We start from the raw sequence: 18,768 nt of genomic DNA, 5'->3' as shown, positions 1-18,768 counted from the left end.
CTTGTGATAGCATTGCCGGCCGATTAACTCCAGCTAAAGGCGCGTAATGACTGCGGCAAATTCACTGATTGTTCTCGACTTCGAAACCACTGGCCTGTCGCCTGACCAAGGTGACCGGGCCATCGAAATCGCGGCGGTAAAACTGCAACGGGGCCAAGTTGTGGACGAGTTTCAGGCCTTGATGAATCCTGGCCGCCGGGTAAACAGCTTTATCGAGAGCTACACCGGTATCAGCAATGAGATGCTCAGTAGTGCTGCGCCCTGTGAGCAGGTGATGGGAGAGTTCTACCAGTTCATTGGCGATACGCCGCTGTTGGCACACAACGCCAGCTTCGATATGAAGTTCTTGAACGGTGAATTTGCGCGTATTGGGCTAAGCTGCAACTCGCCAGCGTTATGCTCATTGCTAACCGCACGTCGATTGCTACCCGATGCCCCCAATCACAAGTTGGGCACCTTGGTGGACTACTTAGGCATCGACCACGACGGCCAATATCACCGCGCCTTGTTCGATGCTCAGATGACCGCACAGGTGTGGCTAGCGATGCTAGAGCAGATCGAGCAAGCCTATCCCGACGTCACTCCCTCGATTGAGCTGATGATGGCCTTAGCCAAGCGGCCGAAAAAGCAAGTTCCCGCGTGGCTGGATAAGCAGTCGGTTGTTCGGGTGTAGAGCATTCCCTGTAAAGAAATCTGACACTAAATCGTCCATGCGAGGCAAACATGCTTTGCATGTTCACAGTATGTGTGAATTCCCTCCTTCTCATTATCAAATCGGTCTATAACTAGTTTTGTAATCAACAAAACATCAAATTCTGAGCCGAATCCCTGTTGTAAGGGTTTCAGCCAAGATACAACAGGGAGGTTGTATGTTTTCGAGACTGTCAATTGCACTGAAATTGAGCTTGGGAACAGGGATCCCCCTGTTGCTGATACTGGTACTGTCCATCGTTGCCATCAGCAGTGCCAACCGTCAGGTCGCATCCAATCAGATGGTCGATCATACCTACAAGGTCATTCAGCAAGCGTTGCAAATCGAAGCCGCGGCGGTGGATATGGAAACCGGGATGCGTGGCTACCTGCTGGCAGGCAAAGAGGCGTTCCTTGAGCCCTACAATGGTGGTCGGCAGCGTTTCGGTCAACAGGTGCGCCAGCTACAGCAAACGGTTAGCGATAACCCTGCGCAGGTTAAGCGCCTCGGTGAGATCGACAAAACCATCAACGATTGGGTCAACAACGTCACCGAGCCTGCCATTGCGCTGCGCCGCGAGATTGGCGATGCCAAAACCATGGACGATATTGCCGACATGGTGGGCGAGGCGCGCGGCAAGGTGTTCTTCGATACCTTCCGTGGCCAGATAGCGACCTTTATCCAGCGTGAGCAAACGTTGTTGGAGTCCAGATACTCAAGCAACCAAGAGTATTACCACAACAGCATCGAAATCCTCAAAGCGGTGGAGACCTTCGGCAATATCTCTGACTACGAAATCACCTCGCTAGGGGAAAACATGGCCTCGCTGAGTGAGGCCAGCGGCTGGGTGAGTCACACCTACAAGGTCATCGGCGTAGCCCAAGAGATACTGGCCGCCGCGGTAGATATGGAAACCGGGATGCGTGGCTATCTGCTATCAGGCAAAGACGCCTTTCTCGACCCTTATCGTCAGGGCAGTGAGCGGTTTGAAGCGCTGGTGGCCCAGCAAAAACAGACCGTGTCTGACAACCCCCAACAGGTTCAATTGCTCGATGAGATCAAGCAGACCATCAACCAGTGGCAATCACAGGTGGTGGAGCCCAATATCGCGCTGCGCACCGAGATAGGTGATGCTAAAACCATGAACGATATGGCCAGCTTGGTGGGTGAGGCTCGCGGCAAGGTCTATTTCGATAGCTTTCGTGCGCAGATTGCCGAGTTTATCGATATCGAGCAAGGACTGATGGTGCAGCGCCAAGCGACTGCAGAGGCTGGGGTGACCAACAGCAATCGTGCCATGGTCCTTGGCACCGTGATAGCTATTTTGTTGGGCCTGGGTATCTCTTGGATGGTGCTTAAATCGATAACTGTTCCGGTCAATGCGGTGGCTAAAGGCCTGTCGGCAATGGCTAAGGGCGATTTAACCTCCACCATCGAGGTGAACTCCCAAGATGAGCTGGGACGCATGGCCGAGAGCTACAATCAGGCGGTTGAGAAAACCAACCATGCGCTGCGTGAGGTGCTCAGCACCACCGACGAGGTGGCACTTAGCTCCAAGACCATTTCCCAAGCCAATGACAGCATGGCCAAGGAGCTGGAGCAACAAGCCGACCAGTTTGGTCAGATCTCTATCTCCATCGACGAAATGGCCACCAGTATTCAGGAAGTCGCCCATAAATCTGCCGAGGCTACCTCCAGCGCCCAACATGCAGGCGTCACAGCGCAAAGCGGCGGTGAGGTGGTGCGCAACACCATCGATGGGATGAACTCGATTAACCAAGCGGTATCGGCCTCTTCAGAAAGTGTTAGCGAGCTAGGTAAACGCAGCGAGCAGATCGGCACCATTATCCGGGTAATTAACGATATCGCTGAGCAAACCAACCTATTGGCCCTTAACGCCGCCATCGAAGCCGCCCGCGCAGGCGAAGCTGGCCGAGGCTTCGCAGTGGTTGCGGACGAGGTTCGCGCACTGGCCGATCGCACCACCGGCGCGACCCAAGAGATAGGCCAATCCATCGAGCTTATTCAAACCGAAACCCGCCAAGCGGTGAATCAAATGGAGTCGGGCACCGCCCACGTGCAAGAGGGGCTGACCTTGGTCGAGCAAGCGGGCAGCAGCCTGGATGAGATTGTCAGCGGTGCCCAAGATGTCGCCGGCATGATCGACAGCATCGCCACCGCCGCCGAGCAGCAATCCCAAGCCAGCCAGGTGGTCAGTCAGCACGTGGTGTCGGTATCTGAGGTATCGAAAAGCGCCAATGCCAAAGCTTACGAAGCCGCCAGCTCAGCGCGCGAGCTGGACAGCAAAGCCGAGGCGCTGAAGAGCTTGGTGTATCAGTTTAAGGTTTAATCAACACACGGCCCCAGCTATCTGGCGATAGTGGGGCCTTACTTTTATTATTTGAAAAAAACATAATAAACAACAGCTTATAAAAGCTTGATGCATCATCCTTGGTTCAGGCGTATACTGGCCCCGCTATGTTTGGCTACCCATCTGCAAGATAAACCACCGATAGAGTCGTTACTGTAGATAGGACGAACCAGATAACCATACAGCGCTTTTCTTCGATACCGAGACATATCGCCAGCGGGCTACTTGCCTGTGCTTGCGCGTGCGTTACTGGGTCACATCTATTTATTTATGTGCATTCAAACTAAGAGGGATAGGTATGCTATTTGGAAACGTAGAGAAACTGGGACTGGTTGCGTATATCCAGCCCACCATGGAAAAACTGATCAACGAAGCCTGGGCACTGGCCAAGAGCGAGGCCGATGGCAAATATGAGTTGTCGGAGCAAGACGCGTTCTTGATCCTCACCCACGCCGACACTGAGCCAACCGCCGTGCGCAAGGCTGAGATCCACAAGCAATACATCGATGTACAAATCCTGGTAAGCGGCGAAGAGAAGTTGGGTTACACCAACGAGCTCAACCCTTCTGACTTGGAGCTGCAGCATCTGGAAAACGATGTGAAGTTCTATAGCGATGTAGACGCGGAGCAGTTCGTTACCTTGGGTGCGGGTGATTTCGCGGTGTTCTTCCCCAACCAACCCCATCGCCCGCTGTGCGCGGTCGACAAACCACAGAATATTCGCAAAGCGATTGTGAAGATCCCGAAGGCATTGTTCGACAACTAACTAATTGCCGCCAATCGCAACTGCAAAAGGCGGCTAGAAGCCGCCTTTTGCTCACAACAGAATAGTACTTCTATGCCCTGACTTTCTGCTTGTAGCGATCAAAGATTACCGCTGCCAGCAAGATGGCACCGCGCACCACGTACTGGGCAAAGGGCGACATATTTAGCAGGTTCATCGCGTTCTCGACGGTGCCGAGGATCAACACCCCGGCAACCACGTAGGAAACCTTGCCGATACCGCCTTTAAGCGATACGCCGCCTAGCACACAGGCTGAAATCACTACCAGCTCAAAACCCACCGAGGTCATCGGTTGGCCACTGGTCATCCGCGCTGCCAAGATTACTCCAGCTAGTGCAGAGATAAAACCCGATACGGTAAAGATGATGAGCTTGGTGCGCACCACGTTCACCCCAGCTAAACGTGCCGCCTCCTCATTGCCACCAATGGCGAGGGTGTTACGGCCATACACGGTGCGGTTTAGGAGGAAGGAGAACACCGCGAAGGTAGCGATGGTCAGCCACACCGGGGTTGGGATCCCAAGCAGCGATGAATTACCCAATGCGAAAAAGCTCTCTTCGGTGATGCCCACCGCCTTACCGTCGGAGATGATGTAGCCCAAGCCGCGCGCAATCTGCATAGTCGCTAAAGTGGTGATTAAGGCATTGATTTGCAGCTTAGCGATGACAAAGCCATTCATTAGGCCAAAAGCTACCCCAGAGAGCAGGCCCGCGCCAATGCCCAGCACTACGCTGCTGGTGGCGTTGATTGCCACGGCCGTCACTACACCGGAGCAGGCAATAACTGAGGCCACCGACAGGTCCAGATCGCCGCATGCCAGGCAAAATAGCATGGCACAGGCGACCATACCGCTCATGGAGATCGCCAGCCCTAGCCCTTTCATGTTGATAAAGGTAGCGAAGTAGGGGACAAACAAGCAGCACAGCAAGAACAGCACTGCAAATACGATAAGCATGCCAAAGCGTTCCCAGATCCCGGAGAAGCTGATGGCGTGTTTGCTCTGGCTTGGCGCCAGTACTTTGGAAGGGTTAGTGACTAACATAAGGGGTCCTCGTTATGCCGCAGCTTGATCGTTGCCTAGCATGGCCAGGCTCAGGGCTGTTTGTTCGTTGAATTCTGTTCGCTTAAGCTCGCCGGTTACCGCGCCATCTTTCATCACCATGATGCGATCGGCGATACCCAGCACCTCTGGTAGGTCGCTGGAGACAACCAGCACCGTCACCCCGCGCTCTGCCAGGTCGAATATCAGTTCGTAGATCTCTGATTTAGCCCCGACATCGATGCCGCGGGTGGGCTCATCTAACAAGATCACTTGCATGTCGGTGGACAACCAACGCCCCAAGATAACCTTCTGCTGGTTCCCGCCAGAGAGCTGGTTAATCGCCTGCTGCAGCGAGGCTGTTTTGATGTTCAGCGACTGCTGCTGCGCCTGAGCATTGGTTTTCTCCCAGCCAAAGTTGATCAGGCTGCGAAGGTTGAGGTGTCTGGGGCGGGCACTGATGTTGATGTTCTCTTCCACCGACAATATCGGCACGATGCCATCGGCTTTGCGATCCTCTGGGCATAAGGTAATCCCGGCATTAATGGCATCGCAGGGCGAGCTGATGTTCACCGGCTTGCCAGACACCGAGATGGTGCCGTTTTTGGCGCGCTCGGCACCGAAAATCAGTCGGGTAAGCTCGGTCCTTCCGGCGCCTACCAAGCCGAACAAGCCCAGCACTTCGCCTTGACGAATATCGAAAGAAATGGGCTGGCTGAGGCCTTTACCTTCGAGCTGTTCCACCCTTAGGCCACTTTCGCCCAAGCTACGGCTGCGGTAGTTGTAGATGTCGTTGATTTCCCGTCCCACCATCAGCTCGACCAAGCGGCTATGGCTGAGTGATGACATCTCGTCGAAGGTTTGCACATGGCAGCCGTCTTTGAAGATGGTGATGGCATCGCATAGATCGAAGATCTCCTCCATGCGATGGGACACGTACAAGATGATCTTGCCGTCATCGCGCAGCTCGCGAATCACCTTGAACAGGTTTTGGATCTCACGCTGAGAGAGGCTGCTGGTGGGCTCATCAAAGGCAATAATCTGTGCGTTACGGCTGAGCGCCTTGGCTATCTCCACCATCTGCCACTGGCCAATGGAGAACTCCTTGAGCGGGCGGGATGGGTCGAAATCTTCGCCTAAACGTTGCAACTGCTGACGCGCATTGCGGTTAAGGGTGTCGATGTCGACCCGGCCGTTTTTAGTGGGTAACTGACCGAGGAAGATATTCTCTGCCACGCTCAGCTCAGGGACCAAGTTCAGCTCTTGATAGATAATCGCAATGCCTTGTTCGAGCGAGTCGGTGGCGGAATGAAAGGCTAGTGGCTCGCCATCGATACAGAGCTCACCTTCGGTGGGTTTGTGCAGGCCACTTAGGGTTTTCAATAGGGTGGATTTACCGGCACCGTTCTCCCCCATTAGCGCATGAATACTGCCTTTGTTAACGCGAAAACTGATGTTGCTGAGGGCCTTAACACCAGGAAAATGCTTCGAGATGTTTCGAAACTCTAAATAGCTAGGAAAACCTGCCATGATGCTCCTCTCCTATACCGAAGATGCGGTGACCAGAGGCCACCGCATTGGGTTTACAGACCTTTCTTCTCGAGCTCTGCGCGGAAGTTGTCGCGGGTAATCAGCACCACATCGGTGACTTCCACAAACTTCTCGGGTTCGACGTCTTCGCTGACCCATTTGTACAGCGATTCAATGCTCTTGAAGCCATGAACATCTGGGCTAGGTAGCAGCGAGCCATAAAAACCGGTGGCACTGGATTTGGCTAGCTCATTCACCGCATCTACGCCGTTGATGCCGATACCGATAACCGATGCCGCGTCAAAGCCTTGACCTTCGGTGGCGCGAATACCGCCCAGCACCGTGTTGTCGTTCATGCCCACGACCAGCCATTGGGTCACGCTGGGGTACTGCACCAGCAAGGAGTTTGCTGCATCCAAGGCACCGGGGATATCGTTTGACTTGGTGGGGACGCGATAGATTTGCTCTTGTGGGAAGCCCAGCTCTTGCAGCGCTTTGATGGAGCCATCAACCCGGCGACGGGCGGTGTCTAACTCATCGGCGGTGATGGCCATCACCCCGGTGGTAGCGGCATCCCATTCACGGGCGGTCATCTCTTTATATAACTCGCTACCCTGACGGTAGCCAATCTCGCTGGCAGCCATCATCACCAAGGGCACATCGACCATCGGTTCGCCTTTAGCATTGAGAAACTGGTCATCGACGGTGACCACTTTCAGATCGTAGCTCTTGGCTTTGGCCATGATTGCCGGGCCAAGCTTGGGGTCTGGCGTGCAAATCACGAACCCTTTGGCGCCGCTGGCGGCTAGAGTATCGATGGCGTTAAGGGTTTTCTCACCGTCTGGCACTGCCATCTTGATCACCTCAAAGCCATACTCTTCGCCGGCCTTCTCGGCAAATGACCACTCGGTCTGGAACCATGGCTCTTCAGGTTGCTTCACCAAGTAACCCAGCTTGATGCTGTCATCTTTCGAGCCAAAAAATGCGTTAGCCGATGCGCTCAGCATCGTCATCCCTGCTAATGCCGCTATTGAAAGTAGTTTTTGTAGCTTCATTGTTATCCATCCACTTGTAGGGTGTGTGTGCGGTATTCATAGTTGTCGAACTTTTCAGGCTTGTTAGTGACCGAAATCACAGGTCAAAAATGTAGCTAATAAGTCCATGTATTTAGCGGCGATGACTATGACTAGGATCTCAAAATTCTGAGAACACCAGTAAACCCTCTAAAAAGTTCCTGATAAAACCGAGTAATGGCGCTAACTGCCCGCTATATCGCTGACTTTCCAAAACTTGCTATAGCTGACACATAAAATTCCAGGCAACGAATTTGTCCATGAATTTAGCGTATCGCTCAATGGGTTTCCCCCTCGCTAATCGCTATAACAAAAGACAGTTTGACGAAATAGCAAGTGAGCTGGAGTGCTTATGGATGTGAACAATATTGCGCAATATGTCATCGGATTGGACTTCGGTTCCGACTCGGTGCGGGCGTTACTGGTTAACGCATTGACCGGTGAAGAGTTGTCGTCGGGGGTGGCGCACTATGCGCAGTGGATGCAAGGCCGGTACTGCCTGCCAGAGTGTTCGCAGTTTCGTCAGCACCCTCAAGACTATATCGATGCAATGACTAAGGCAGTGCGTGCAGCCTTGGCTGAGCAATCACAGTCGATTGTGCAAGCAGTGGTAGGTATTGGCGTCGATACGACCGGCTCCACCCCTGCTCCAGTTGATGAGCAGGGGCGGGTGTTAGCGCTGTTGCCGGAGTTCGATAGCAACCCCAACGCGATGTTTGTGTTGTGGAAAGACCACAGCGCAGTGGCCAAAGCCGAGCATATCAATCAACTGGCCCATTCGGGGGACTATACCGACTACACCCGCTTTATTGGCGGGCTGTATTCGTCGGAATGGTTCTGGGCCAAGGCGGCTTGGGTGCAAGAGCAAGACTCCGAGGTGGCGGCGCGGGCGCATAGCTGGGTGGAGTTATGTGATTGGATCCCGGCCATCCTCAGTGATAACCAGCACCCCGACAGGCTGCGCCGCAGCGTTTGTGCAGCCGGCCACAAGGCGATGTGGCACGACAGCTGGGGAGGGCTGCCCAGTCAAGATTTTCTCTCGGCAATCTCGCCTACCTTGGATGGGATCCGTGAGCGCATGTTCCAGCAGGTCTTTACCGCAGATCAGCAAGCAGGGCGACTTAGTCGCGAGTGGGCGCAAACCCTTGGGCTGTCAGAAGGTATTGCGATCGCTGTGGGCGAGTTCGACTGCCATATGGGCGCAGTTGGCGCAGGGGCGGGGGCGAACGACTTGGTGAAGGTCATCGGCACCTCCACCTGCGACATCCTGATGGTGGATAAGGATACCGTTGCAGACCGAACCATTCACGGGATCTGTGGCCAAGTGGCAGGCAGCGCTATGCCAGAGTTGTTAGCCTTGGAAGCGGGTCAATCGGCCTTCGGCGATCTGTACGCTTGGTTCAAACGGGTGCTGATGTGGCCGCTTGAGCGCTTCGCCGAGCAACATCCCGCCGCTGCCCCGCATCTTGCTGCATTATCCGAGCAGGTGTTACCCATGTTAAGCGCAGCCGCCCAGCAACAAGCAGTGAGCGAAAGTACGCCACTGGCGGTGGACTGGCTCAATGGTCGCCGCACTCCCTATGCCAACCAGCGCCTTAAAGGGGCCATCAGCGAGCTGAACTTGGGCAGTGACGCCCCAGCGATGTTTGCGTCCTTGGTGGAGTCCACAGCACATGGTGCCAAGGCCATTGTTGAGTGCTTTACCCAGCAAGGCATGCCGGTGGAGCGGGTCATCGCCATCGGCGGTATCGCCCAGAAATCACCCTACGTCATGCAACTATGTGCTGATGTGATTGGGCGAGAAATTCTGGTGGTGGAATCCGAGCAATGCTGCGCCTTGGGCGCGGCGATTTTCGCGGCAGTTGCCGCCGGCGTGCACCCCGACACCCGCAGCGCGCAGGCGCTAATGGCAAGTCCGGTGCGCGATACCTACCTGCCAGACCCATCTCGCAAGGCCTTGCACCAACAGCGCTATCGCTCATACCGCGAGCTTGGCAAGCATGTTGAGCAGTTAAGCGAGTATCAACTGGCGAAGGAGAAGGGCAATGAGTGAACAGGCTTTTGAGAGCGGCGTTGAGCAACTGGCAGAGCGCATGCAAGCGCTGCGTCAGCGAGTGTGGCAGGCCAACATGGACTTACAGCGTCATCAGCTGGTGACTTTTACTTGGGGAAATGTCTCGGGCATTGACCGGGAATCGGGGCTGGTGGTGATTAAGCCCAGTGGCGTGGCCTACAGTGAACTGAGCCCCGACAACATGGTGCTGGTGGATTTACATGGCAACGTGCTAGAGGGCGATCTTAAACCCTCTTCCGACACCGATACTCACTTAGAGCTCTATCGGCGCTATCCGCAAATCGGCGGCGTGGTGCATACCCATTCCCCTCAGGCGACCGCATGGGCACAGGCCGGGCGCGCCATTCCAGCATTGGGCACCACCCATGCCGATTACTTCTACGGCGAGATCGCCTGTACCCGTCCCTTGAACGAGCAAGAGATCGCGAAGGATTACGAGCTAAACACCGGCAGGGTGATTGTCGAAGCGATTGGTCGCGAGGACGTAATGGCTCGCCCGGGGATCTTGGTGTGTGAACATGCGCCGTTTTCCTGGGGAAGTGACCCCGAGCAGGCGGTCCACAATGCGGTGGTCATGGAAGTGGTGGCCGGCATGGCTCTGCAAACGTTGCAGCTGCGCCCCGATGTGGCAACCATCGGCCAGCCGCTACTCGACAAGCACTACCTGCGCAAGCACGGCGCCAATGCCTATTACGGTCAGAACAAGAATTAAGGAAGCAGCATGAAGATATTCAATCAGCAGACAATCTGGTTTGTCACCGGCTCCCAGCACCTATACGGACCTGCAGTGTTACAACAAGTGGCGAAAGACAGCGCCCATATTGTAGTCGGGCTTAATGCCTCCACCGAGTTATCGACACCGTTGGTGGACAAGGGCACCGTAACCACCGCCGCCGAGATCCTCGAGGTGTGCCGGGCTGCCAACAACGATAAAGCCTGTGTCGGTTTAGTGCTATGGATGCACACCTTCTCACCTGCCAAGATGTGGATTGCCGGCCTTGGCGAGCTGAACAAGCCCTTCTTGCATCTGCATACTCAGTTCAATGCAGCCCTGCCATGGGACAGCATCGATATGGACTTTATGAACCTCAATCAAAGCGCCCATGGCTGCCGTGAGTTTGGCTTTATCGGCTCGCGGATGAACATTGAGCGTAAGGTGGTGGTGGGGCATTGGCAGGATGCGAGGGTACATCGTGAGGTGGACCAATGGTGTCGAGCTGCCGTAGGCGTCGCTGCAGGACGAACACTCAAGGTGGCGCGCTTTGGCGACAATATGCGCCAAGTCGCGGTGACGGAAGGTAATAAGGTATCGGCGCAGATCCAGTTCGGCTATGAGGTGAATGGCTATAGCCTAGGTGAGCTCACCGAGGCGGTAAATGCGGTGAGCAATGCTGATATAGATGCACTGATAGATGAATATCTGACGCATTATCAGGTGGCGCCAGAGATGCTTAGCGATCCCGCTCAGCGCAACATCCTGCTGAGAGAAGCGCGCCTTGAAGCTGGTATTGAGAGCTTTCTTACGTCGGTGGGGGCCGAGGCTTTTACCAACAGCTTTGAGGATCTTACCGGGCTGAGCAATCTGCCTGGTTTGGCAACCCAACGCTTAATGGAAAAGGGCTTTGGCTTTGGTGGCGAAGGGGATTGGAAGACCGCCGCAATGCTGCGCATCATGAAGGTGATGGGGCAGGGTAAAGCGGGCGGAACCTCGTTTATGGAGGATTACACCTATCACTTTGGCACCCGCAATCAAGTGTTGGGCGCCCATATGCTCGAGGTCTGTCCGAGCATTGCGGCGGCCAAGCCGAGGCTCGAGATCCACCGCCACACCATCGGCTGCAACTGTGATATTCCCCGTTTGATCTTCAGTGGTCAGGCTGGCGCGGCTGTGAACGTGTCGGTGATTGACTTAGGCTCGCGCTATCGCATGGTGGTCAATCAAGTGGATACGGTTAGCCCGCCGGAGGCGCTGCCTCATCTTCCCGTGGCGCACGCGCTGTGGGAGCCGCAGCCAAACCTGGGCGTGGCGGCCGCGGCCTGGATCCACGCGGGTGCTGCTCATCACTCGGTCTACAGCCAATCGGTATCACTAGAGTCACTAAGCGATTACGCTGAGATTCTTGGCATGGAGATGGTGGTGATAGACAGCGCAACCCAGCTGCGCCAGTTCAAACAAGAGCTGCGCAACAACGCGGTTTACTTCTAAACTGCAGGCAAACAGTGCTCCCCTTGGGAGCACTTGGAGTAGATGTGAATCGACTAACAAGTCCCCCTGAGACGGTGGCGATGCAATACCAAGACTGGACCTTCTCGCTAAGCCCCGGTTTGTCGCCGGGCTTTAGCTTAGTCAATGGAAGTGCCAAGGCAATTACTGGCGAGCTGGTGATCACCAACAACGGTAGCGCTATCCCGGTTGCCGAGATCGACTGGCGTTTTCGATATAGCGAGGGGCGAGTAGAGCAGTGGTGCCAGCTGCAGCATAGCCAAACCTTATCGATCAATATTAACTATCACTTTGCTGGTGATGCCCTGGTTATCGAGTATTTGGCGCGTAATACGGTGCCCACGCGAATGCATATTCGCCATCGGCTGATGTTTGGCGAGTCTCCTCTGGTTGAAGGCGACGGGGCGACTATGGCAAAAAACGGCGAGGTGCAGTGCCAGTATCAGCATATTGGGCTACCTAGCGAGAGCTTGAGCCGCAGTGCCAAGTCGGCGTTGTTCCGCGAAGCATTCTCTGCCCAGTTATCGATAAGCTTGGAAATGTGAGAGAGGGCGAGGTAAGTTTTTGCCAGCAATTTAAACTGGTGCCAATGGGAATACCTCGCTGACTCAGGTAATTACCTCGTAAAAATAACGATGCAGAACGAAGATCCCCTAAAGCCCGATTACGACTTCAATGCCCACTTGGTGGCAGGCTTAACCCCTATCATCGACGGTGATGAGCTGGATTTTGTCATTGACCGCCCCAGCGGGATGAAGGGCTACATCATCAATATGACCAGCCAAGGGGAAGGCACGGTTTTTCGCGGCGAGCAAGCCTTCCATGTTAAGGCGGGAGACTTGTTGCTGTTCCCTCCCAGCGCCGCCCACTATTACCACCGTAAGCACGATTGTGCGTCTTGGTTTCACCGTTGGGTCTATTTTCGCCCACGTGCCTTTTGGAACGATTGGCTAAGCTGGCAAAGCTCGTACAACGGGGTCTATCTCACGCAGGGGCTCGACGCCGATAACGTGGCTCAGCTGGATAAGCTGTTTGTGGATATCGAATACATCTCTAAGTCGGACCTGCCTTATCGGGATGATTTGGCGATTAACCTGCTGGAGCAGTTGCTGATCCGCTGTAAGTCGGTTCAGCCCGATGTGGTGATCAAGCCCTTGGAACCGCGCATCGTCGAGGCGATGAACTACATGACCCAAAACCTCAACAAGAACTTCACCGTGGAGGAGTTGGCCACCCATACTTGCTTATCAGCCTCGCGATTAGGGCACCTGTTTCGCGATGAAGTGGGCATGACCATTGCGCAGTGGCGCGATGACCAACGGATCAGCCGGGCCAAGCAGTTGCTGGTGACCACCAACTATTCGGTAAGTCAGGTCGGTAGGATAGTGGGCTTTGCTGACCCGCTGTATTTTTCCAGAGTATTCAAACGTAAAGCGGGCACCAGTCCGAAGCGCTACCGCGAGCATATCAGCTAATCCGACTAAACATCTCAGAAAATGCACTAATAGACGTGTATATTTGTCTTATTCGCAATTAACAAGATGGCGCTGTAATGCTAACCCGTTCTGATGATTTGGAAATTCTACTCACAGTGGTCGACAGTGGCGGCTTTTCTGCCGCTGCCGATGTGTTGGATGTGCAGGTCTCCCGGGTATCCCGCGCTGTTTCCAAGCTCGAGCAGCAGCTCGGGCTGAGCTTGTTTAATCGCACCACCCGGCGGGTTGCCCTGACCGATGAAGGGCGGCAGTTTGTCGATTCTATTCGCGGCGGTCTGCTGCAAATTCAGCAGGCCGAGGAAGATATCACCTCGCGGGGCTTGCTGCCCAAAGGCAAACTGCGGGTGGATGCGGCCAGCCCCTTTGTGCTGCATCAGCTAGTGCCCTTGATGCAGGGCTTTCGTCAGGCCTATCCGGATATCGAACTGGAGCTGAGCTCCAACGAGGGCTTTGTCGATCTCTTGGAAAAGCGCTGCGATGTGGCGATTCGTATCGGCAAGTTGGTAGACTCCACCTTGCATGCTCGCCCGCTTGGCAAAAGCTTGCTGTATATCGTGGCCTCGCCGGATTACTTGGCTCGGCGCGGCTTTCCCGAGCGAGTCGGGGAGCTTGATGACCACGACCTGATTGGCTTTAGCGGCCCCAAAGTGCTCAATCAATGGCCGCTATCTGGCTTTGAGGTGCGCAGCAGTGCGCTGGTGTCGGGCAATGGTGAAACGGTACGCCAGTTGGCGCTGGCCGGTAATGGCATTGCTTGTTTGTCGGGTTTTATGGTCAAACGGGACATTGAAGCGGGGCGCCTAGTGCCGCTGCTGGAGAGCGAGAAAATCGCCGATACCGAGCGGCGTAACATCAACGCGGTGTACTATAAATCGTCTACCGTTTCTAAGCGTATCAGTGCGTTTATCGACTATATTCAGTCTCGCTTAGATTTATAAGCTGCATTGTTCCGTTTTTTGCAAATATCTTTTGCTATTTTTGTAGTAAATCGTTGCTCCGAACACTGCTAGACTTGCCGCAGTTTTCTTGGAGGACCGATTATGGCCAATTCCCTGTTTCAGCCAATTCAACTTGGCAATCTTCAATTGTCTAACCGCATCGTGATGCCACCAATGACCCGCTCGCGTGCTAGTCAGCCGGGCAACCTTGCCAACGAGATGATGGCGACTTACTACGGTCAACGCGCCAGTGCCGGTTTGATTGTGGCCGAAGGCACTCAAATCTCGCCCATGGGCCAAGGCTACGCTTGGACGCCGGGCATCTACAGCCCAGCACAGATCGCCGGCTGGAAAAAAGTAACCGACCAAGTGCACGCCAAAGGCGGCCATATCTTCGCTCAACTGTGGCATGTGGGCCGGGTTACCCACCCCGACAATATCGGCGGCGAGCAGCCTATTTCATCATCGGCGCTCAAGGCCGAGAACGTCAAAGTGTTTATCGATAACGGCAGCGACGAGCCGGGCTTTGTTGACGTGGTAGAGCCACGTGAGATGACCCACGACGATATTAAGCAGGTGTTGGCCGAGTATCATCAGGCGGCGTTAAATGCCGTGGAAGCGGGCTTTGATGGCATTGAACTGCATGCCGCCAACGGCTATCTGGTGAATCAGTTTATCGACTCAGAAGCCAATAACCGAAGCGATGAGTACGGCGGTAGCCTGGAAAATCGTCTGCGCTTCTTAGACGAAGTAGTGGCCACCTTGGTCGATGCCATTGGCGCTGAGCGCGTAGGCGTGCGCCTAGCTCCGCTGACCACCTTGAATGGTACCGTCGATGCCAAGCCTGAAGAGACTTACACCGCCGCGGCGGCATTACTGAGCACGCATAAGATTGCTTATCTGCACATCGCCGAGGTGGATTGGGACGACGCGCCGGATACCCCAGAGTCGTTCAAACGTGCGCTGCGTGAGGCCTTTGACGGCGTGCTTATCTACGCCGGTCGCTACAACGCCGAAAGCGCCGAGCAGGCGATTAGCCAAGGCCTGGCGGATATGATTGGTTTTGGTCGCCCGTTTGTGGCCAACCCCGATCTGCCCGAGCGCATCAAGAACGGCCACCCGCTGGCCGCACACGACCCGAATACCTTGTTTGGTGGTGGTGAAAAAGGACTAACCGACTACCCCTGTTTTGAGACTAAGTAGGAGTTAGCCATGTTGTTCAAACCTTTTGAGTTCGGTGAGCTCAGCACTGCCAATCGTATCGCAATGGCCCCAATGACCCGCTCGCGCACCAACCAGCCGGGCGATGTGCCTAATCAGATGATGGCCACCTATTACGGACAACGCGCCGATGCCGGCCTGATTGTGACTGAAGGCGCGCCAATATCTCAGGTAGCCCGCGGCTACTCGATGACTCAGGGGATCTATACCCGCGAGCATATCGAGGGCTGGAAGCAGGTCACCGAGGCGATCCATCAGCGCGGCGGCAAGGCCTTTATCCAGCTCTGGCATGTGGGGCGTCGCAGCCACTCAAGCATTACTGGCCTGCAGCCAGTATCGGCCTCGGCGCTGAAAGACCCAGACCAAGTGTTTGGCCCCTTACCAGAGGGCGGCTTTGGGATGATCGAAACCGAAACCCCGCGTGCGCTCAGTGTGGAAGAGATCCAAGCCACCATTGGTGATTTCGTACAAGCGGCCCACAATGCGATGGAAGCAGGCTTCGACGGCGTTGAGATCCACGCCGCCCACGGCTACCTGATCGACCAGTTTATGCGCATCGCCAGCAACCAGCGTGACGACCAATACGGCGGCAGCCAGGAAAACCGCATGCGCCTGATGCTGGAAGTGGTAGAAGCACTGGTGGACGCGATTGGCGCCGACAAAGTGGCAATCCGCGTGTCGCCGCATGTGATTGAAGGCTTTAAGGACTCAGACCCAGAGATTGTCGAGCTAACACTTAAGGCGATTGCCAAGATGTCGCGCTTTAACCTGGCCTATCTGCACTTCTCGGAGAACATCTCTCGCCATGAAGAGGTGCCAGAGTCATTCCGCCAGCAAGTGCGCGAGGTTTACGCTAACCCGATTATGGTGGCAGGCAAGCTGACCAAGCAGAGCGCCAACGCACTGCTAGACAAAGGCTACGCCGACTTCGCCGCCTTCGGTACGCCGTTTGTGACCAACCCCGACTTGGTGGAGCGAATGAAAAATGATTGGCCGCTGACCGAGTTCGACCCAGATGCACGTTTGACGCTGTACGGTGGCGATGAGCGAGGGTTTACCGATTACGCCTGTTATCAAGGTTAGGGCTTGTAACTAGTCTGCTGTAGACAGGCTCTCTTTATTCGAGAGAGTCTGTCTTTAATTGATCTTAAGGCGCACGGTCGCCATCTGCATTAAGGGTCGATAAGGCCTAGCTAGTTGCTCAGTATCTTTTCTCCCCGTCTTTCCCCATTCTTGCCAAGCAGGACAGTTCGTCGAACTCAACTTACTCAACAGCTTCTGTCTGATCAGGTTTAGTCCAATCGGGTAATAAAGGTTTGCTCGTCATCCACAAAAGCGACAAAGCCGCCGTGATAGATAAACTCCCGACCACGCCCCTCAACCAGACTGGCAAGCTGTTTATTAATGTGTAACACCGCTTGGTGATGGTCACTTATCACCGCATCGGCGCACACATAAATGGCGAGTACTGAGGGCAGCTTGAGCTGAGTCTGATTTACCAATTGCCTGCGATACTGAAAGCTCGCGGCCACGCGGTTTTCCCCGCGCATAAACATCCGGCGTATACAACGAGAGATGTTGTGTGAGTAGGGGGCGTCAGTCAAGCTGACTTGATGGTACCTAGAGCACGTCATAGGCAGGCCGAACTGTGAGTGACGGTAAAAGTGTAGACAATGGTAAACGACCTTGTCATTCTTGTAGGTATTCTGTTAATTTCTAGCTTTCCAGTTTAATGAGATGTCCGAAATATGTCAGTTGCGAGTGTATGATTATCAGACACTCTCTGTATAACAGAATGAATGGTTGTTATAGGCTTAGTCATTGCCCTTAAGGCGTACCTAGCTTTAATTGTATTGGGTGTTTTGCATATCAGTGCCAATTCCCCCACTTCCATCTTTGCAAAGCAGTGTTCAATTTGGAGTACCTATTATCCGGATCGAATCGGGTCAATGTTAGTAAGTGGCTTCTACGAAAAGTAATTAATGACTGTTTAAACATAAGGTTTTTGGAGAGTTAGATATGACTAAGGTTAGATACAATAATATGGATGCTCTGAGATCACTGATGATGTTGCTTGGATTAGTCATTCATGCAGCAGCTTACTTTCGTGATGATGATTTAGCGAATCCTTTTTTGGTATTCGCAGATGCCTCAGGATTTTACTGGATCTTAAGAGAGTTAATTCACAGCTTTCGTATGGATGTGTTTTATGTTCTCTCTGGCTTTCTCTCTTTTATGATTCTGGAAAAGCATACTACTCAGTCATTCATTGTTGACCGCCTAATACGCTTAGGAGTTCCTTTATTGCTTGTTGGTGGAGTGATTAACTATTTGAGCTTTTTCTTTATAAAGGAGCGGTTTTATTTCCCAGGTACAGATTACTTCTCAACCGGCCGCTGGCTGGTCCACCTTTGGTTCCTGGCAAACTTAATTATATATAGCTTGTTAGCACCTATGTTTTATGTTTTTTTTGTGAAGTTTCAACTTGTCCGTATCCCTTTGAGGATAGGGATGGCGCTGTACGGTTTGGTTGGATTTTTGTTCCTACATGCAGGCTGGAGGCTGGCAGGTCAGCCTACTCTGATGGGCTTTTTTGTGCTCGATGAATTGATTATTTATTTTCCTTCTTACTTGCTCGGTGGTTATTTCTGGTTAAAACGCGATAGCTTTATTGCTAATTTGGGTTGCTGGAAGGTTACACTGCTGATATTTCTCGTTCTATTAGCTGTATGGAAGCTGCTTACTCCAGTTAATTCCTACGCTATATACGCTTTGGAAGTGGCGAGGTTTTATTGGGTATTGACGGTAACTCTAGGGTTGCTTCAGGTCTTTTCTAGAGAGTTGTCTGTTGAACAAGCTCTCTGTTTAAAGGAGATCTCTAACTCCTCTTACACTATATATCTTTTCCATCTTTCGGTGTTACTAGGTTTCGCCTACCTGTTACGGGCGGCGGGTATAACTAACCCCCATGTTTCATTTGTGATTATGTGCGTCGGCAGTTATACCCTGCTCTATTTGCTTCACCAACAGATCAAAGACAATCGCTACTTGATGTTTGTCATTAATGGTAAGCGCTTTTGGTGAGAACTAGGGTAAGAGCGTGAATGATTGCTTTTTGCTCTCATCCTGCGAGAAGCCTGCTGATAGAACCTGTTCAAGGTAAGCCGCGATATTTTGCTTGCGCCTGATTGACGTGCAGTGGCGTTGTTGATCAATTCAGTACAGGGAACAAAGTATCCCTGCGCTGTTCAGCAGTTTATCCAGCTGCCTGACGAACAGGCATACCTAGCCTGCTCATTTTGTTCAACGCCGCCACGCCAGCCATAA

Annotated in this window: 15 protein-coding genes and 1 pseudogene; 12 read left to right on the top strand and 4 right to left on the bottom strand. The window is 53.6% G+C overall.

From position 1 onward, the window contains the following. The first annotated feature begins 46 nt into the window (after positions 1–46). The 3 genes from G461_RS0108935 to G461_RS0108925 all read left to right on the top strand — a co-directional run bounded on the left by G461_RS0108935 (position 47) and on the right by G461_RS0108925 (position 3,828). Positions 47–673: a 3'-5' exonuclease gene (locus G461_RS0108935; RefSeq protein WP_026971577.1), complete on the top strand. Its 627-nt coding sequence runs from the start codon at positions 47–49 to the stop codon at positions 671–673. A gap of 196 nt (positions 674–869) precedes the next feature. Continuing rightward, positions 870–3,041 (top strand): CHASE3 domain-containing protein, encoded by a 2,172-nt coding sequence (locus tag G461_RS0108930; RefSeq protein ID WP_035479894.1) that lies wholly within the window; start codon positions 870–872, stop codon positions 3,039–3,041. A gap of 319 nt (positions 3,042–3,360) precedes the next feature. Next, the gene (locus tag G461_RS0108925) at positions 3,361–3,828 is read left to right on the top strand and encodes a NanQ anomerase/TabA/YiaL family protein (RefSeq protein WP_026971575.1); all 468 of its coding nucleotides are present in this window, start codon (positions 3,361–3,363) and stop codon (positions 3,826–3,828) included. 70 nt (positions 3,829–3,898) lie between these two features. On the opposite strand, the gene araH is transcribed toward G461_RS0108925, so the two are convergent. The 3 genes from araH to G461_RS0108910 are packed head-to-tail and all read right to left on the bottom strand — an operon-like array spanning position 3,899 to position 7,470. After that, positions 3,899–4,888, bottom strand: a complete 990-nt coding sequence (gene araH, locus G461_RS0108920; RefSeq protein WP_026971574.1) for an L-arabinose ABC transporter permease AraH — start codon at positions 4,886–4,888, stop codon at positions 3,899–3,901. A 12-nt stretch (positions 4,889–4,900) separates the two neighbouring features. Further along, on the bottom strand, positions 4,901–6,415 hold the full coding sequence (araG, locus tag G461_RS0108915; protein ID WP_026971573.1) for an L-arabinose ABC transporter ATP-binding protein AraG: 1,515 nt from the start codon (positions 6,413–6,415) through the stop codon (positions 4,901–4,903). A gap of 53 nt (positions 6,416–6,468) precedes the next feature. After that, positions 6,469–7,470, bottom strand: coding sequence for a substrate-binding domain-containing protein (locus tag G461_RS0108910; protein ID WP_026971572.1), 1,002 nt, complete (start codon positions 7,468–7,470; stop codon positions 6,469–6,471). 370 nt (positions 7,471–7,840) lie between these two features. Between G461_RS0108910 and G461_RS0108905 the strand changes: the two genes are divergently transcribed. The 8 genes from G461_RS0108905 to G461_RS0108870 all read left to right on the top strand — a co-directional run bounded on the left by G461_RS0108905 (position 7,841) and on the right by G461_RS0108870 (position 16,524). Next, complete coding sequence (locus tag G461_RS0108905; protein ID WP_026971571.1) at positions 7,841–9,541, top strand: ribulokinase; 1,701 nt, start codon at positions 7,841–7,843, stop codon at positions 9,539–9,541. Further along, complete coding sequence (locus G461_RS0108900) at positions 9,534–10,274, top strand: L-ribulose-5-phosphate 4-epimerase (RefSeq protein ID WP_026971570.1); 741 nt, start codon at positions 9,534–9,536, stop codon at positions 10,272–10,274. Before G461_RS0108905 ends, G461_RS0108900 begins: the two co-directional genes overlap by 8 nt. Positions 10,275–10,283: 9 nt before the next feature. After that, the gene (gene araA, locus G461_RS0108895; RefSeq protein WP_026971569.1) at positions 10,284–11,768 is read left to right on the top strand and encodes an L-arabinose isomerase; all 1,485 of its coding nucleotides are present in this window, start codon (positions 10,284–10,286) and stop codon (positions 11,766–11,768) included. 44 nt (positions 11,769–11,812) lie between these two features. Next, positions 11,813–12,331 carry a hypothetical protein gene (locus G461_RS0108890; protein WP_157360267.1) on the top strand — a complete coding sequence of 173 codons (519 nt, stop codon included), beginning with the start codon at positions 11,813–11,815 and terminating at the stop codon, positions 12,329–12,331. A 90-nt stretch (positions 12,332–12,421) separates the two neighbouring features. Then, on the top strand, positions 12,422–13,261 hold the full coding sequence (gene araC, locus G461_RS0108885) for an arabinose operon transcriptional regulator AraC (protein ID WP_026971567.1): 840 nt from the start codon (positions 12,422–12,424) through the stop codon (positions 13,259–13,261). Between the two features lie 77 nt (positions 13,262–13,338). After that, positions 13,339–14,220: a LysR family transcriptional regulator gene (locus G461_RS0108880; RefSeq protein WP_026971566.1), complete on the top strand. Its 882-nt coding sequence runs from the start codon at positions 13,339–13,341 to the stop codon at positions 14,218–14,220. 102 nt (positions 14,221–14,322) lie between these two features. After that, complete coding sequence (locus tag G461_RS0108875) at positions 14,323–15,423, top strand: alkene reductase (RefSeq protein ID WP_026971565.1); 1,101 nt, start codon at positions 14,323–14,325, stop codon at positions 15,421–15,423. A 9-nt stretch (positions 15,424–15,432) separates the two neighbouring features. Continuing rightward, the gene (locus G461_RS0108870) at positions 15,433–16,524 is read left to right on the top strand and encodes an alkene reductase (protein ID WP_035479889.1); all 1,092 of its coding nucleotides are present in this window, start codon (positions 15,433–15,435) and stop codon (positions 16,522–16,524) included. Positions 16,525–16,733: 209 nt separating this feature from the next. Here the strand turns inward: G461_RS0108870 and G461_RS25855 are convergent. After that, positions 16,734–16,838: pseudogene (locus G461_RS25855) on the bottom strand (cytosolic protein); the annotation flags it as partial. Between the two features lie 622 nt (positions 16,839–17,460). On the opposite strand from G461_RS25855, the gene G461_RS0108860 reads away from it, so the two are divergent. Then, on the top strand, positions 17,461–18,525 hold the full coding sequence (locus G461_RS0108860) for an acyltransferase family protein (protein WP_026971563.1): 1,065 nt from the start codon (positions 17,461–17,463) through the stop codon (positions 18,523–18,525). The last annotated feature ends 243 nt before the right edge of the window (positions 18,526–18,768 follow it).

It is taken from the genome of Aliagarivorans marinus DSM 23064, from assembly GCF_000429485.1.
Taxonomy (GTDB): Bacteria; Pseudomonadota; Gammaproteobacteria; order Enterobacterales; family Celerinatantimonadaceae; genus Aliagarivorans; species Aliagarivorans marinus.
The sequence above is the reverse complement of the archived record's forward strand: the minus strand, read 5'-3'. Positions and strand labels throughout refer to the sequence as shown.